14 protein-coding genes are annotated in these 14444 nt (G+C 63.7%); 10 read left to right on the top strand and 4 right to left on the bottom strand.

Going from position 1 to position 14444, the window contains the following annotated elements; translation table 11 throughout:
* Positions 1–259: 259 nt before the first annotated feature.
* The 3 genes from ACK8CP_RS14565 to ACK8CP_RS14555 all read left to right on the top strand — a co-directional run bounded on the left by ACK8CP_RS14565 (position 260) and on the right by ACK8CP_RS14555 (position 4346).
* The gene (locus tag ACK8CP_RS14565; protein ID WP_414832299.1) at positions 260–2752 is read left to right on the top strand and encodes a plasma-membrane proton-efflux P-type ATPase; all 2493 of its coding nucleotides are present in this window, start codon (positions 260–262) and stop codon (positions 2750–2752) included.
* A gap of 234 nt (positions 2753–2986) precedes the next feature.
* Entirely contained in the window at positions 2987–3736 is a 750-nt protein-coding gene (locus ACK8CP_RS14560; RefSeq protein WP_234630367.1) for a L,D-transpeptidase, read from the top strand.
* Between the two features lies 1 nt (position 3737).
* Positions 3738–4346: a DsbA family protein gene (locus tag ACK8CP_RS14555; protein ID WP_414832298.1), complete on the top strand. Its 609-nt coding sequence runs from the start codon at positions 3738–3740 to the stop codon at positions 4344–4346.
* A 43-nt stretch (positions 4347–4389) separates the two neighbouring features.
* Here the strand turns inward: ACK8CP_RS14555 and ACK8CP_RS14550 are convergent, their stop codons facing one another.
* Entirely contained in the window at positions 4390–4734 is a 345-nt protein-coding gene (locus ACK8CP_RS14550; protein WP_414832297.1) for a GFA family protein, read from the bottom strand.
* 480 nt (positions 4735–5214) lie between these two features.
* Here ACK8CP_RS14550 and ACK8CP_RS14545 point away from each other — a divergent pair, with 480 nt between their 5' ends.
* The 5 genes from ACK8CP_RS14545 (at position 5215) to rpoN (ending at position 9769) form a co-directional block, all read left to right on the top strand.
* Positions 5215–5829 carry a ribonuclease D gene (locus ACK8CP_RS14545; protein ID WP_414832296.1) on the top strand — a complete coding sequence of 205 codons (615 nt, stop codon included), beginning with the start codon at positions 5215–5217 and terminating at the stop codon, positions 5827–5829.
* 75 nt (positions 5830–5904) lie between these two features.
* Positions 5905–6594: an LPS export ABC transporter periplasmic protein LptC gene (gene lptC, locus ACK8CP_RS14540; RefSeq protein ID WP_414832295.1), complete on the top strand. Its 690-nt coding sequence runs from the start codon at positions 5905–5907 to the stop codon at positions 6592–6594.
* A gap of 11 nt (positions 6595–6605) precedes the next feature.
* On the top strand, positions 6606–7217 hold the full coding sequence (locus ACK8CP_RS14535) for an LptA/OstA family protein (RefSeq protein WP_414832294.1): 612 nt from the start codon (positions 6606–6608) through the stop codon (positions 7215–7217).
* A 13-nt stretch (positions 7218–7230) separates the two neighbouring features.
* Positions 7231–8145, top strand: a complete 915-nt coding sequence (lptB, locus tag ACK8CP_RS14530) for an LPS export ABC transporter ATP-binding protein (RefSeq protein ID WP_414832293.1) — start codon at positions 7231–7233, stop codon at positions 8143–8145.
* Positions 8146–8272: 127 nt separating this feature from the next.
* Entirely contained in the window at positions 8273–9769 is a 1497-nt protein-coding gene (gene rpoN / locus ACK8CP_RS14525; protein ID WP_414832292.1) for an RNA polymerase factor sigma-54, read from the top strand.
* Positions 9770–9819: 50 nt separating this feature from the next.
* On the opposite strand, the gene ACK8CP_RS14520 is transcribed toward rpoN, so the two are convergent.
* The gene (locus ACK8CP_RS14520) at positions 9820–10662 is read right to left on the bottom strand and encodes a lipo-like protein (RefSeq protein WP_414832291.1); all 843 of its coding nucleotides are present in this window, start codon (positions 10660–10662) and stop codon (positions 9820–9822) included.
* Positions 10663–10778: 116 nt separating this feature from the next.
* Between ACK8CP_RS14520 and mbfA the strand changes: the two genes are divergently transcribed.
* Positions 10779–11756, top strand: coding sequence for an iron exporter MbfA (gene mbfA / locus ACK8CP_RS14515; RefSeq protein ID WP_414832290.1), 978 nt, complete (start codon positions 10779–10781; stop codon positions 11754–11756).
* Positions 11757–11862: 106 nt separating this feature from the next.
* On the top strand, positions 11863–12732 hold the full coding sequence (locus ACK8CP_RS14510; protein ID WP_414832289.1) for an aldo/keto reductase family oxidoreductase: 870 nt from the start codon (positions 11863–11865) through the stop codon (positions 12730–12732).
* 479 nt (positions 12733–13211) lie between these two features.
* Here the strand turns inward: ACK8CP_RS14510 and ACK8CP_RS14505 are convergent, their stop codons facing one another.
* Both ACK8CP_RS14505 and ACK8CP_RS14500 read right to left on the bottom strand, forming a co-directional pair.
* On the bottom strand, positions 13212–13811 hold the full coding sequence (locus ACK8CP_RS14505; RefSeq protein WP_414832288.1) for a hemerythrin domain-containing protein: 600 nt from the start codon (positions 13809–13811) through the stop codon (positions 13212–13214).
* Complete coding sequence (locus ACK8CP_RS14500; protein WP_234629891.1) at positions 13808–14440, bottom strand: 2,3-bisphosphoglycerate-dependent phosphoglycerate mutase; 633 nt, start codon at positions 14438–14440, stop codon at positions 13808–13810. Before ACK8CP_RS14500 ends, ACK8CP_RS14505 begins: the two co-directional genes overlap by 4 nt.
* Between the last annotated feature and the right edge of the window lie 4 nt (positions 14441–14444).

Below are 14444 nucleotides of genomic sequence, written 5' to 3'. Positions count from 1 at the left end.
GCCCGTGCTCCGCGCGGAGGCGATGCCCTCTCGGCCAAATCTTTCGCGAACTTAATTTTGTCTCCACAAGATCGCCTTTTCTGAGGCGTTGGTGACGCTGCGGCAGCATAAGCCGCACCACCGGCGATCGCCGAATTCACCTTCGGCGGGTCGGTGCAGTGAGACGTTAAGGAGGATCCTTCATCACAGGAGATGACGCGGATACGGCGGGGCGCGCAGCGCTGTTCCCCTGCTCGTGATCTGGCGGAGGATCGAAGATATGAACGATAAAACGGCCCCACAGCCCCCAGAAGAACAGCCCCCTCAAGAATTGCCGGAGGGTGCGACGCCGGCTGAGGCGCCCCTGCCGGAGACCGATCTCAAAACCGGCCTGACGAGCGAGACGGCCCAGGAGCGGCTGGCGAAGTTCGGCGAAAACGCCATCAGCGAAGAGAAGACGAGCTCTCTCCAGCGTCTCATGCGCTATTTCTGGGCGCCGATCCCGTGGATGATCGAGGCGGCGGCGATCCTCTCCGCAGCGCTCGGTGACTGGGCCGATTTCGCCATCATCGTCACCATGCTTCTCGTCAACGCGGCCGTGGATTTCTGGCAGGAGCGCAAGGCCGGCAACGCTATCGAGCTTTTGAAGGAGAGCCTGGCACTCACTGCCCGCGTCTTGCGTGACGGCACCTGGCAGACGCTGCCCGCGAAGGATCTGGTGCCGGGCGATATCGTGCTTTTGCGCATCGGCAATGTCACGCCCGCCGACATCCGGCTCGTCGCCGGCGATTATCTGAGCGCCGACGAGGCGGCCCTGACGGGTGAATCCCTGCCCGTCGACAAGGCCGCGGGCGACACCGCCTATTCCGGCTCCGTCGTGAAACTCGGTGAGATGACCGGCGTCGTAACCGCGACCGGCATGAACACGTATTTTGGCAAGACGGCGCAGCTCGTCGCCTCCGCCGAGACGCGCTCGCACTTTCAGCGCGCCGTGCTCTCCATCGGCAATTTCCTCATTCTGACGACGCTCGCCCTTGTCGCCATCATCGTGCTCGTGGCCGTCTTCCGCGGCACGCCCTTCTGGGAAACCGTGCAATTCTCGCTCATTCTGACGGTGGCGGCGATCCCGGTCGCTCTGCCGACGGTCCTGTCGGTGACGATGGCGGTCGGTGCGGAAAAGCTCGCCCGCATGAAGGCGATCGTCTCGCGCCTCGTCGCGATCGAGGAATTGGCCGGCGTCGATGTCCTGTGCGTCGACAAGACCGGCACCTTGACGATGAACGCGCTCACCGTCGCCGACATCCTCCCCGAACAGGGGGTGGAGGCGGCCGACGTCGTCCTTGCCGCGCAGCTCGCAAGCAATGCCAACGACCCCGATCCGATCGACAAGGCGGTGCTCGCCGCCGAAGGAGCGCCTGCCGATGCGGGCTATGTGACCGGTGATTTCACGCCCTTCGACCCGGTGTCGAAGCGCACCATGGTGGAGACGACCTTAGGCGATCGAAAAGTCGCCTTCTCCAAAGGCGCGCCCCAGGTCATCCTCGATCTCGCTGCACCACCTGCGGAGAGCCGGGCGCGCATCGAGGCGGAGGTCGCCCGCCTCGCCGAAGAGGGCTACCGCGCCCTCGGCGTGGCGCGCCGCGAGGGCGATGCCTGGCAGTTCCTCGGTCTCGTCTCGATTTTCGATCCGCCGCGTGAGGATGCGGCCGCGACCATCGCCGAGACCGGGCGGATGGGCCTTGCCGTCAAGATGATCACTGGCGATCACGAGGCGATCGCCCGCCAGATCGCGGGCAAGCTCGGGCTCCGCCGCAACATCCGCTCGGCCGACGCCGTCTTCGCCGACGGCAGTGATGGCGAGGTCGGCGACCGCATCGAACAGGCCGATGGCGTCGCGCGCGTCCTGCCCGAGCACAAGTTCAAGATCGTGCGCGCCTTGCAGGATCGCGGTCACATCGTGGCGATGACGGGGGACGGCGTGAACGATGCCCCCGCCTTGAAGCAGGCCGACGCCGGCATCGCGGTGAGCGGGGCGACGGATGCGGCGCGTGCCGCCGCCGATGTCGTGCTGACGAGCTCCGGGCTTGGCGTCATCGCCTCGGCGATCGAGGAGGCCCGACGCATCTTCGAACGCATGACGAGCTACGCCACCTTCCGCATCGCCGAGACGATCCGGGTTCTCTTGTTCATGAGCCTGTCGATCCTGATCTTCGATTTTTATCCGGTGACGGCCGTCATGATCGTGCTTCTGGCGGTCCTCAACGACTTCCCGATCATGATGATCGCCTACGACAACGCCAATGTCGCCGAAAAGCCGGTGCGCTGGAACATGCCGCGTGTCCTCACCATCGCGAGCTGCCTCGGTCTTCTGGGCGTGGCCGAAACCTTCCTGCTCTTCTGGTACGTCGACACCGTCATGCATCTGCCGCGCGAGGTCATCCAGACGGTGATCTTCCTGAAGCTTCTCGTCGCCGGCCACCTGACGCTCTACGTCACGCGCAACCAGCGCTGGTTCTGGTCGAGGCCTTTCCCGAGCCTCAGGCTGTTCCTGACGACGGAGGCCACGCAGATCCTCGGAACGCTCGTCGCCGTCTACGGCATCTTCGTTGCGCCGATCGGCTGGACCTATGCGCTTGGCGTCTGGGCCTATGCGCTCGCCTGGCTCCCGATCGAAAGTGCGATCGCGATCGCCCTGCGTCGCGCCCTCGACATGAAGGCTGAACATCAGACGAGCCATCTGGCGCGGACGGAAGGTCGCCTCGCCGGGCGCTGAACGAGCCGCTGAACGGGGCGGCAAGTGTTGCACACCCGCCTCGCTCACTCTTACTTGCAGTGATAAGAATGTGATCTCTCTCGACAAATGCCGGTTTGGTCACATCTTCGCCTTGAAACGGTGGCCATCCGCGCGGGGCGCGCGGCCCGCCGGCCACCACGGCCTGCTCCGTTTTTTTGAAAGCGGGGCCCTGCCGGCCGAAGGCGCAAGAAGGAGAAAGAATTGCCGCACTGGATGTTTGAGAAAAGCCGCGGGGTGGCCGTGCGGCTTCCGGCCGCTGCTGCGCTTGCCTTGGCGTTGGCCGCTTGCACGACGACCCGCCCCGTTCAGCCTGAAGGGCCGCGCGTGGATCCGAGTTATGTTCGCATGTATGGGCCGGTTCAGGATGACGGCTGGAACGTCCAGGGCATCGACGTGTCGAAAGTCGATCCGCGCTATCTGCGCCAGATCGTCGATTACAATTCGCCTTATCCGGCCGGCACCATCGTCGTCGATCCTTACGAGCGCTTCCTCTATCTCGTGATGGAGAACGGCAAGGCCATGCGCTACGGCGTCGGCGTCGCCCGCTCGGGCATGGAATTTGCCGGCAAGGCGGAAATCGCCCGCAAGGCGGAATGGCCGCGCTGGACGCCGACACAGGCGATGATCAAGCGCGAGCCTGAGAGATACGGCAAGGTCGCCGACGGTCTCGACGGCGGCATTTCCAATCCGCTCGGGGCGCGGGCGCTTTACCTTTATAAGAACGGTCGCGATACGCTCTACCGCATTCATGGGACGAACGAGCCCTGGTCGATCGGCAAGGCCGTTTCCTCCGGTTGCATCCGGCTGTTCAACCAGGACATCATCGATCTCGCCAGCCGCGTCCCCCCGGGGTCGCGCGTCGTCGTGCTGGATCGTTCGCAATCCGGTCAGGGCACGGTGCCGGATGGCCCCATGGCTGCCGGACCCCTGACGGGCGCGGCTTCGACCGGAGGGCTGAGCTGACATGCTGGATCGCCGCCATTTCATGACGCTGGCCGCGGGCGCGGCCGGCTTTGCCCTGCTTCCGGGCGTCGCGCGGGCGCAGACGGGACTGACAGTCGAGGAGGTTCTCTCCGATCCGACCGCTCCGGTGCGGGGCAATTCAGATGGCGATGTGACGCTGGTCGAGTACTTCGACTACCAATGCCCGGCCTGCAAAGGCAGTCATGACGAGGTGATGCGGGCGGTCGAAAAGGACGGCAAGGTGCGTCTCGTCATGAAGGACTGGCCGATCTTCGGCGAGGCCTCCGTCTATGCGTCGCATCTCGTTCTCGCGGCCGTGCCGAGCGGCGGATACGCCCATGCCCAGGAAGCGCTTTTGAACACGAAGGGCGCACTCACCCGGCAGGCGGTCGAGACGACGCTTGAGAAAGCCGGGCTCGATGTGGATGCGCTCCGCAGTGCTTACCGTGACCGCAAAGGCGAGATCGACGCGCTCATCATGCGCAATTCGCATCAGGCCGAAGCTTTTGGCTTTCCGGGCACCCCGGCCTTCGTCGCCGAGACGACGCTTTATCCGGGCGTGATGGACGAAAAGGCGCTGCTGGAGGCGTTCGCCAAGGCCCGCGGCTGAGGCTTTTTCAACCGAACGTTTCTGCGATCGGTGGGAGAGATGCTCAGCGCCTGCTGAACTCGTCGATCAGCGCCGGAAACTCCTCGGGCGACGGGAAATGGGCGAAGCTGTGCTTTGCTGGCGTTGTGACCCAGTCGAGCTTTTCGGCCGTGCAGGTTTCAATAAAGGGTTCCAGATCGCTGGTGTCCTCGAGCATCGTGCTGCGAACGTTGACGACGTCGCCCATCACGTCGGGAAAGCGCGTGAACACCCAGCTCATGCAGTGACCGCAGAATGAATGGATGAGCCCTTCCATTTCCTGCGCGCCGCCGATGACCGGTTCGCCAGAGAGAAGTCGGAATCCGCCTCCGGGCACCGCCACGCTCAGGGAAAAAGCGCTCGCACTCATCCGCTGGCATCCCTTGCAATGGCACGCTGCCGTGACGAGCGGGGGTGAAGTGATTTCGAAGCGCAACCTGCCGCAGCGACAGGAGCCTTGGCGCGTTTTCCATTCGGTCGAAGTCATACACGATGCCTTTCAAGAGTTGTTGAGAGGGTCGGAGGGCAAGAGCAAGGGTCGGTCGGGTGCAGGAGAGGGCCGCGGCTGTGAGCCCCCTCTTCCTGCAATCGGCTTCCTGCGCCGGCCGGCCTCGCTGATTTCAGATCGTCTGCAATGACGATGGCAGGAGCCGCGCTGAAAAGCATCAAGGCGCGGGAAAAATCCGCCGGGACCATGATGCCAGCAGAACGGCAATGGAGAGTAGGGCAGAAGGAGTGGGCTGTTTTGTGGCGTCCGTTCCGGGCGCCGCCCGGGCGGGCGACGCGACCGTCACCCATTGTCGGGGGGCGCAGATCATGTCAGGAGCTTTGCCAACGAAGAGGCTAAGACATGACCATCCGCTTTCACGAAGGCGATCTGCCGGATCTTTCCAATTACGGCGAATTCGTCGCGATCGACACCGAGACGATGGGGCTGCGGCCAGGCCGCGACCGGCTCTGTGTCGTGCAGCTTTCGCCGGGCGACGGCACCGCCGATGTGTTGCGCATCGCGCAAGGGCAGGACGAGGCGCCGAACCTGACGGCACTGATGGCCGATCCGGAGCGCACCAAGATCTTTCATTACGCCCGCTTCGATGTGGCGGCCTTGCGCTACGCCTTCGGCGTGATCACGACCCCGATCTGGTGCACGAAGATCGCCTCCAAACTCGTACGCACCTACACCGACCGCCATGGTCTCAAGGATCTGGCGCGCGAGCTCCTCGGTCTCGAATTGTCGAAGCAGCAGCAGAGCTCCGATTGGGGGGCCGACACGCTGAGTGAAGCGCAGCTGCAATATGCGGCCGCCGACGTTCTCCATCTCCACGCCATGCGCGAGGTTCTCGTCGAAAGGCTGACCCGCGAGCATCGCTTGGAGCTCGCCGAAGCCTGCTTCCGCTTCGTGCCTGTGCGCGCCGAGCTCGATTTGCTCGGCTGGGAGGATTCGGATATCTTCGCGCATGCCTAAAGGTTGGCGTCCGCCCAAAAATCACCATGTTGGACGGCATGAAGTGTGGCGACCCCGACACCAGAAGGTGAGTTGATGGCAGCTGCGACAGCAACCGCGACGGCGCAGCCGCAGATTTTCGGGCGTGCCCGGCTTTCTGCGCGCGACAAGGCTTTCCGCAAGGCGAAGCGTCATTCGGCCTTCGTGCGGTTTCTGCGCGTCTTTCTGCCGGCAGGCGGTGTTGCAGGCATCGCAGTCCTTGCGCTGGTCGGGCAGTTTTCGAGCGACGAGCAGTTCGACCTCTCGATCGCCAAGACGACGATCGCCAAGAACGCCATCATCATGGACAATCCGAAGCTCACGGGCTTCGATCGCTACGATCGCGAATTCCGTCTGGAAGCCGATCGTGCCATCCAGAAATTTACCTCGCCCGACGCCGTGACGCTGGAAAACATCACTGCGCACATCAATTCGCCCGGCCGCGGACCGGTGGCGATCGACGCCGTCACGGCGGATTTCGACAATGCCAAGGGCGATCTGCAGATGGGCGGCAACATTGTCGTCGATTCCGCCGACGGTTACGGTCTGACGCTGACCGGCGCACAGATCGACACCAAGAGCGGCACGCTCAAATCCGACAACCCCGTCTCGATCACCTATCACGACAGTGAAACCACCGGGAATTCGATCGACGCCACCGACGGCGGTCAGCGCATCATTATCCAAGGTGATGTGCGCACGCGCATCATGCCGCCGAAACGTGGCCAAGCGGCGGCCGTCAATTGAGGTCTTTGCTGATGTCTTTGCGGCTTATGGCGCTTCTCGCCGCGTTGTGTGTGCTGCCCTTGGCGGCGACGGCGCAGGCGCAGGATTTCGGGGAAACGTTTTCCGGTTTCTCCTCGAGCTCCAACGATCCGATTTTGGTGGAAGCCGATCGTCTGGAGGTGCGCGACAATGACAAGGTCGCGATCTACAGCGGCAATGTGAAAGTGCGCCAGGCCGAAACCGTGCTGGAGACGGCCAAACTGACGGTCCATTACTCCGGCAATCCCAGCGAAAGCCTCAATGGCGGCGGGGGTAACGGAGCGAACAAAGGGGAGAGTGGCGGAAACGGCGGCAAGGCCGCCTCGAACGCCTCCGCAACGCCGGGCTCTTCCATCACCCGGATCGAGGCGGAAGGCGGCGTCCTCGTCACCTCCGACAATCGTACCGCGACGGGCGACCGGGCGGACTTCGAAATGGCGACCGACATGGTCACGCTCTACGGCAATGTCGTCCTGACGGAGGACGACAACGTGCTGCGCGGGGAAAAGCTCGTCGTCAATTTGAAGACCAAGCAGGCGCAGATGCAGGGCGGGCGCGTGCAGACAATCCTCGCGCCGGGTTCTTCCGGTCAAAGCGGACAGTAACGGAGCAATGCTGATGCGCCGCGCCGCGAATGGCGCCCCCGCCGAAACCGAGGCTGAGGGGGGCTCGCGACGAGGTCTTTCGGGCCTGTCGCGCGAGTCCTCCCTCCCGGACGACGGGGCTGCCTCGACCGCAGAAGAAAACGATTTCGACAGCGACACCGGTATGGCCGGCGAGGAAACCGGAGGCTCCGAGACCCTCGATCGCAGCGGCTGGCTCGTTGCGAGCGGGCTCAGGCGATCGTTCAAGGGGCGCACGGTCGTGAAGGACGTGTCTCTCGCCGTGCGCCAGGGAGAAGCCGTCGGGCTCCTCGGGCCGAACGGTGCCGGCAAGACGACGGTCTTTTATATGATCACCGGCCTGATCCGTGCGGAAGGCGGCCGCATCGAACTCGAGGGTTACGACGTGACGCGCCTGCCGATGTATCGGCGCGCGCGCCTGGGCATCGGCTATCTGCCTCAGGAAGCGTCGATCTTCCGTGGCCTCAGCGTGGAAGACAATATCCTTGCCATCCTCGAACTGGTCGAGCCCAACCGCAAGAAGCGGCGGCAGGAGCTCGATTCCCTGCTCGAAGAGTTCCATATCGGGCATCTGCGCAAATCGCCCGCGATCGCGCTCTCCGGTGGCGAACGCCGACGCTGCGAGATTGCGCGCGCGCTGGCGAGCCGTCCGGCCTTCATGCTGCTGGATGAACCCTTCGCCGGCATCGATCCGATCGCGGTCGGCGACATTCAGTCGCTGGTGCGCCATCTCACCTCGCGCGGCATCGGCGTGCTCATCACCGACCACAATGTGCGTGAGACGCTGGGGCTCATCGACCGCGCCTATATCATCCATTCCGGCGAGGTTTTGACGGAAGGAAGCCCCGACGCGATCGTGGCCAATCCAGAGGTGCGACGCGTTTACCTGGGCGAGCACTTCCGGCTTTGACACGCTCCAAAAGCCGGTTAAGCTTTCCTTGCAAGGAACGGGCCAGCTGCCTCCTCTGAAGGTCATTTGAAGGTCATCGGCAGGGTGTTGGCGTCTGGCCCCAAGGCGTGGGGCGTCAACGATGAACATGTCGGCGAGACTTCAGCTCAGGCAGTCGCAGTCACTGGTCATCACGCCGCAGCTCATGCAGGCGATCCGGCTCCTGCAGATGTCGGCGCCGGAGCTCGAAGACTTCATCGACCGCGAGATCGAGGAAAACCCGCTGCTTTCGCGTGACGAGAGCGGTGAGGGGAGTACCGATGCGGGAGATGGCGCATCCGAGGGCGCTGCGGAAACGCAAGAGGCGTCCGCCGCGGAGAATGCGGGCGGCGAGCTCACTGCAGAGACGGCCGCCGCGTCCGTCAGCGACGCCGACGTCGCCCGCGAAGATCTTTACCCAGACGATGATCGCAGTCTTTCCGGGTCGAGTGATTTCGGCCGTGCCGGCAGAAGCGACGCCTCCGAATTCCCGGACGAAGACAGCTACGCCGCGTCCACGCCCACGCTTCTTGCGGTTCTCGAGCAGCAGATCGATGCGGCCTTCTCCGACGCCGCGGAGCGCATGATCGCGCTCACGCTCCTGGGTGAGATCGACGAGGCCGGGTATCTGCGTGCCGAGCCCGAGATGCTCGCGGCGAACCTCGACGTGGCCTTGGAAGACGTGCTGCGCGTTCTCTCTCGCTGCCAGGGATTCGAGCCGGCCGGCGTCTTCGCCCGTTCGCTCAAGGAATGCCTGAAGATCCAGTTGGCCGAATTCGATCGTTGCGACCCGGCCATGGCCGCGCTCATCGACAATCTGGAGCTCCTCGCCTCGGGCAGCCGAGCCGCTTTGTGCAACGCCTGCGGCGTCGATATGGAAGACATGATCGAGATGATCGCCGAGGTGAGGGCGCTCGATCCGAAACCGGGCCTGCGCTATCTGAGCGAGCCCGTGGCGCTTCTGGTGCCGGACATCGTCGTCAGGCCGGGACCGGAGGGCGCCTGGCTGATCGATCTCAACGATGCGGTTCTGCCGCGGCTTCTCATCGATCGCCGCTACCATACGGAAGTCAAAGGTCGCCGCCGCGACCAGGCGACGGAAAAGTTTCTCTCCGAATGCCTGCAGAAGGCGACCTGGCTCGAAAAGAGCCTCGATCAGCGCGCCCGCACGCTGCTCGCCGTATCGGCGGAAATCGTGCGCTGGCAGGATCGTTTTCTGCATGACGGCGCGGCCTATCTGAAGCCTTTGACGCTGCGCATGGTGGCCGACGAGATCGGCATGCACGAATCGACGGTGAGCCGCGCCGTGGCCAACAAGGCGATGGCGACGCCGCGCGGCATCTTTCCGCTCAAGGCCTTCTTCTCCGTCGCACTTGCTGCGACGGATGGCGGCGATTCCCATTCTGCCGAGGCGGTGCGCCAGCGCATTCGCGTCCTCGTCGCGGGCGAGGGCGATCGCGTCCTTTCCGACGATCAGATCGTGGCGGTCCTGAAAGACGAGGGCATCGTCATCGCCCGCCGCACGGTTGCCAAATACCGCGAGGCGATGGGGATTCCCTCATCCGTCAATCGCCGCCGCATGCAGCGCCAGAAACTCGCATCCTGAAAGGGATGATGGCGCTATGGCAGAATGCCGTCGTCACGCGATGACGCGCTCTAGCCCTGCGCCGTGGCCTCTTCGACGGCCTTCTCCGTCGCCGTCACCACCTCGTGCTCCTGCGGAGGCGGGTCGCCCTCGCCCCAGACGATCTTCTTGTATTTGAAGCCTCTTTCGAGCGTCGGCTTGACGATGGCGAAATAGGGGGAGAGGTCGAAATCGCGTGGTGCGAACAGCGAATGATGGCGGATGAAATAGATCTCGCGCCGCCTCGCGCCCATGCCCCAGCGGTGCCTCTCTTCCGTGCGGATGATCGGCAGGATGGGATAATGCACACGCTGATAGGCCTCCGCGATCAGCGAGGAACAGATTGCGCGCGTCGGATCGCCCGATCCGAAGGCGATCGCCCGGCGCCGCCATCTCGCCGGCAGCGGCAGGGGAAAGAAATAGCGCAACAGGTCGAAGATGTTCTTCATGTCGTAGGAGAGGCCGATCTTCGAAATCATGAAGCGCGTCACCTCCTCGCGATCGGCGGATGAGAGCCCGACCGGTCGGCAGATGCGAATGTTGTAGGTGTCGTAGCGCGACAAGGGCAGGGAGATGCAACCTTCTCCGACATCGACCTCGATGAGGCAGTGCGGTTCGCCGTCCACTTCCGTTTTGCCGGGGATATCGCCGACATAAAGGGCGGAATGCGACCAGGTCGAAGTCGTCAGGTATTTGATGACCTGGGAAATATACTCTCGCCCTTCGACGAGGATGATGTCGCCGGGTTTCAAGACTTTGCGCAGCGCCGCGGCGTCGAAGGGCGCGAAGGGTTCGTAGTCGCGCGTTTCGGTGCGCAGCCAGCCTGCGAGGACGTGCCCCGTGCGCTCCAGAAAGGTATCAGCTTGCTGCGTCATGCCCTGCCAACAAGAAGTATCCGGACCGGCTTGGTCAAGAGGCTCTTGAACTTGCGGCGACTGGCGCCCTTGCGCCTGCGACGATTGCGCGCCATGGAGAGGATGAAAGGATCCCCATGCTGATCAATATGCAGCGCCGCCTTCGCTTCTCCGAGCTGGGAGAGAAGGAGATACTGGCCCTCGCCATCTCTGCCGAGGAGGAGGACAGCCAGATCTACAGCACCTATGCGGAACGTCTGAAAGACGAATTTCCGCGGACGGCGGCGATGTTTGCTGCGATGAGCAAGGAAGAGGACGGCCACAGGCGCCTGCTCATCGATCATTTCCGGGCGGCGTTCGGGGACACGATCCCCCTCATCCGCCGCGAGCATGTGGCGGGCTTCATGCGCCGGCGACCGGTCTGGCTCGTCGCCAATTTGAGTCTCGACCGGATCCGCAGCGAAGCGGCTGCGATGGAAGAGGAAGCGCGCAATTTCTATCAGAAGGCGGCTGTGCGCACGGCCCATGCGGAGACGCGCAAGCTCCTCGGAGATCTTGCCGTCGCCGAAGGCCACCACATCGCCACCGCAGAGCGGTTGGAGGCGGAATATCTGCCGGCCGAGGCGCGCTCCGAAGAAGACCGGGCGGCCCATCGCCGTTTTCTCCTGACCTATGTGCAGCCGGGTCTTGCCGGGCTGATGGACGGCTCGGTCTCGACGCTCGCGCCGATCTTTGCCGCCGCCTTTGCCACCCATGACACCTCGCAGACCTTTCTCGTCGGTCTTGCCGCTGCGATCGGCGCCGGCATCTCGATGGGCTTTACCGAAGCGGCGAGCGACGACGGCGCGCTGACCGGTCGGGGATCCCCGCTGAAGCGGGGCATTTCGTCGGGCGTGATGACGGCGATCGGCGGGCTCGGCCATGCGCTTCCTTACCTCATCCCGCATTTCTGGACGGCGACGACGCTCGCTTTTGCGATCGTGATCGCGGAATTGTGGGCGATCGCCTGGATCCAGCAGCGCTGGATGGACACGCCCTTCTGGCGGGCTGCCATGCAGGTGATCTTGGGTGGCTCTCTCGTCTTTGCCGCGGGCATTCTGATCGGCAACGCCTGAGCCGAACCGGCTCGGCGGACGCTGAAGATCCGCACTTTCCGCACTGCACTTTGTCGCCCACGGCGCTATGTCTCGCGCCAAGCGCTTGCGGAGAGGATTTCGTTTCATGCCCAACATCGACAAGGCCGGCACATTCAAGCTCGGCAGCCACAGGGTCAAACGTCTCGGTTACGGCGCCATGCAGCTTGCTGGCCCCGGCGTTTTCGGCCCACCTAAGGACCGCGATGCCGCGATTGCGGTGCTGCGCCGGGCGGTGGAGGCGGGGGTCGACCACATCGACACCAGCGATTTTTACGGACCGCATGTCACGAATGAGATCCTCCGCGAGGCGCTCCACCCCTATCCGGACGATCTCGTCATCGTCACGAAGATCGGTGCGCGCCGCGACGACAAGGGCAATTGGCTGCCGGCCTTCTCGCCCGAGGAGCTGCGCCAGGCCGTCCACGACAACCTCACACATCTCGGGCTGGAACGGCTCGAGGTCGTCAATCTCCGGCTGATGTTCGCCGAGGGACCGGCCGAAGGATCGGTGGAGCCGGCGCTCACGGTTCTTGCAAAGATGCAGGAAGAGGGGCTCGTCCGTCACATCGGACTGAGCAACGCCACGCCGACGCAGGTCGCGGAGGGACGCAAGATCGCGGAAATCGTCTGCGTGCAGAACCTCTACAATCTCGCTCACCGTTCCGATGACGAACTGATCGACGAACTGGCGAAGGACGGCATTCCCTATGTGCCGTTCTTCCCGCTCGGCGGGTTCACGCCGCTGCAATCCTCGTCGTTGAGTGCGGTCGCCGAACGCCTCGGCGCAACGCTGATGCAGGTGGCGCTCGCCTGGCTCCTGCAACGTTCGCCCAATATCCTGCTCATCCCCGGCACGTCCTCGCCCGATCATCTCGAGCAGAACCTGGCGGCCGCCGAGCTCGATCTGCCGCCGGATGCGCTTGAGGAACTCGAGACAATCGGCAAAGCGGGCTGACTGCGCGCCTTGTGAAAAAGAGAGCCGTCAGGGTCCGCCACGCGAGCGGGCCCGACGCCTCTGCTACCTGTTGCCGCGGCACAACAGTTTAATCGAATTGGTAAGAATTCATCGGGCGCAAGCCCCAGGTCATCTTCTGTTTAGATATTCGGCGCTATCGCTTGAGCCATATCCGAGAGGCTCCGCCCGCGCTTGAGGTCCGGTCGGACGGGAGAGTTAAGACCATGCTGCTGTTCAGAAAATGGGTTCGCCGCCTGGGTGACAGCACCCGCGCTTTCTTTTCCGCCGCCTACCGGCCTGAAAAGCACTACATGCGTGGCGCCGGCCCCGCATGTGCGGCTCGCAACCAGCCCCGCAGCGCCTCTTTTTAATCCGGTCACTCACCAGGCGCATCCGCGACTGAGTGACCGGATCCACAGCGCGGGAAGGTTCGCAGCGTCTCCATAGCCATGACGATCGCCCGAAGATGCGAAGCGGGTCTACTTCACGCCGAGCTTTTCTTCCGTGCGATCGAGGATGAGCGGGACGATGATGTCCTCCTCGTCGGCGAGATGGCGGTGAAGGCCGGTTAAAAACCCGGTCAGTTCGCCACTCATGGTTTCGGCGCTGCGCATCTGCGCGTCCCGGTCCCGGCTCAGGCTTTCAACGAGCGCCTGTCCCGCTTCGCCCATCCGGACGAGATCGCGATGAATGATCTCGTGGTCGTTTTCCAGGATTTCGAAGCCGCGGGTGAGGCTCGCCTCCGCCGCCATGAAGGCGGGGAAATAGGCGTGGTCCTCGATTTGGTGATGCCCGTTCAGCTGGTGCAGAAAGAAACGCATGCGCGGGGCGAAGAAGCCGCGGAATTCGGCAGGGTCGATACGCCCCTCCCGGAGATCCTCCGCCGATTTGGCGAGGATGGCACAGAGCTCGCGGAACATGTCGTGGCGGGCGAGCCAGAATTTTGCGAGCTCGCCCAGATTCTCGTGCTCCGGCCACACCTCCCGCGGATATTTCCGCAGGAGGGCGAGGAGATCGTCCGGCAGATGGGCCCGCGAACCGAGCCTGAGCGCAGGATCGATCGACGGGGCATCGGTCACTGCAAGATGACCTTTTCGGCGACGGTGGTATCGGCGTTGAGCCGGTAGACGAGCGGCACGCCGGTGGCGAGCTCGAGTTTGGTGACGGCGTCCGGCGACAGCCGGTCGAGCACCATGATGAGCGCCCGCAGCGAATTGCCGTGGGCTGACACCAGAACTCGCTTGCCGTTCATCACGTCGGGCAGGATGTGGGTCATGTAATAGGGCCAGACGCGGGCGCCGGTGTCCTTCAGGCTTTCACCTCCCGGAGGCGCCGTGTCGTAGGAGCGGCGCCAGATATGCACCTGCTCCTCGCCCCATTTCTGGCGCGCATCGTCCTTGTTCAGGCCGGAGAGATCGCCGTAATCGCGCTCGTTGAGAGCGAGATCCTGCTGGCGCGGCAGAGAACCTTCGCCGGTAAGCGGCACACCGAGCTCTTCCAGGATGAGATCGAGCGTCTTCTGGGCCCGCGTCAGCGCGCTCGTATAGGTGAGGTCGAAGCTGAGGCCCGCTTCCTTGAGAAGCCGGCCGCCCTTGCGGGCTTCTTCGATTCCCTTCTCCGTGAGGCCGGGGTCTTTCCAGCCGGTGAAGAGGTTCTTGAGATTCCATTCCGACTGTCCATGGCGGACGAGAACGAGAAGGCGATCCATATTG

This window comes from Afifella sp. YEN Y35, assembly GCF_047553465.1.
GTDB lineage: Bacteria > Pseudomonadota > Alphaproteobacteria > Rhizobiales > Afifellaceae > Afifella > Afifella aestuarii.
Note: the sequence above shows the minus strand (reverse complement) of the source record. Positions and strands in the feature narration are given on the sequence as shown.